1 protein-coding gene is annotated in these 1,737 nt (G+C 40.1%); it reads left to right on the forward strand.

Annotated elements, in window-relative coordinates; genetic code table 11:
- Nucleotides 1–1,737 (forward strand): glycoside hydrolase family 3 N-terminal domain-containing protein (locus WBQ70_RS07930; protein WP_423912645.1); only part of this gene is annotated, 1,737 nt, incomplete at both ends.

A 1,737-nucleotide genomic window follows, 5' to 3' on the forward strand; every position in this document is an offset into this window, starting at 1 on the left:
ATACAAAAAAATAAGTATCGCCTCAGTGGTCTTAGCAACAATGAGTACAACGGCACAAAATGTAGATTTTTCTTTCCAAAACAACAATTTGTCAATTGAGAAGAGAGCCGAAATTTTGGTGTCACAAATGACAACGGAAGAAAAAATTAACCAGTTGAAAAATGGTGCAGCGGCAATTCCGCGTTTGAAAGTGCCCGATTATGACTGGTGGAACGAAGCGCTACATGGAATTGGTAGAAACGGCAAGGCAACTATTTTTCCGCAAGCTATTGCGTTGGGAGCTACTTTCGACCCTAAATTGGCAGAAAGAGTTGCTTCCGCAATTTCGACAGAAGCCCGTGCTAAATATAGTATTTCTCAAAAAAATGGCAATCACAGTAAATATTCTGGATTGACTTTTTGGACGCCCAATATCAATATTTTTAGAGATCCAAGATGGGGTCGTGGTCAAGAAACCTATGGTGAAGATCCGTTTTTAACGTCTCGAATTGGAGTTGCTTTTGTAAAAGGATTGCAAGGAAACGATCCGAAATATTTGAAAACTGCCGCATGTGCCAAACATTTTGCTGTGCATTCTGGGCCAGAAAGTATTCGACACGAATTCAATGCAGCACCTTCAAAACAAGATTTATACGAAACCTATTTACCCGCTTTTGAATCGCTGGTCAAAGAGGCGAAAGTAGAAGGAGTAATGGCAGCCTACAACGCCGTGTACGGAAAGCCAGCTTGCGCAAGTGATTTTCTGTTGAAAGAAACTTTAAGAGACAAATGGAAATTCGATGGGTATGTTACGTCAGATTGTGGTGCTGTTAGTGGTGTTTCGGGCAAATTAAAATATGTAAAAACGGCGGCAGAAGCGGCAGCTGTTTCTTTAAAAGCAGGAACCAATTTGGAATGTGGAACAACCTACGATCAATTGAAAAAAGCGATTCAAGAAGGTTTTATCACAGAGCAAATCATTCATGAAAGAACAGTCCAACTTTTTAAAACCCGTTTTAGATTGGGAATGTTTGACGAATCGGGGACAGATAATCCGTATTTAAATTATGGTTTGGAAAAAATTCATAGTCCAGAGCACATCGCCCTTGCGAGAGAAGTAGCGCAAAAGTCGATTGTATTGCTGAAAAATAAAAACAATATATTACCCTTGTCAAAAGACATTAAAATCCCATACGTTACAGGTCCTTTTGCCAATTCAAATGACATGCTAATGGGAAGCTACTTTGGAGTAACTTCGGGTATGGTTACTATTTTGGAGGGAATTGCAGATGCGGTTTCACCTAGTTCTTCATTGAATTATAGAAGTGGGGTTTTGCCTTTTCACAAAAATATTAACCCCAAAAACTGGGCTCCTTTTGAAGCTGGTGAATCAGATGTTACGATTTGTGTAGTAGGTTTGACCGCCGATAGAGAAGGGGAAGAAGTAGATGCGATTGCTGCCGAAAACGTAGGAGATAAAAATGATTTAAAATTACCACAAAGCCAAATTGACTATGTACAAGAAGTGGCGTCTAAGATCAAAGGCAAGCCATTAATTTTGGTAATAGCCAGCGGAAGTCCGGTTTCGTTGGAAGGAATAGAGGAATTATGCGATGCTGTCGTACAAATTTGGTACCCAGGTGAGCAAGGAGGGAATGCAGTTGCCGACGTACTTTTTGGAGACATTTCGCCATCAGGACATTTACCATTGACTTTTCCTAAAAATATCAAGCAGTTGCCTGCTTATGAAGATTATTC

The sequence above is a fragment of the Flavobacterium sp. genome (assembly GCF_049590715.1).
Lineage (GTDB): Bacteria > Bacteroidota > Bacteroidia > Flavobacteriales > Flavobacteriaceae > Flavobacterium.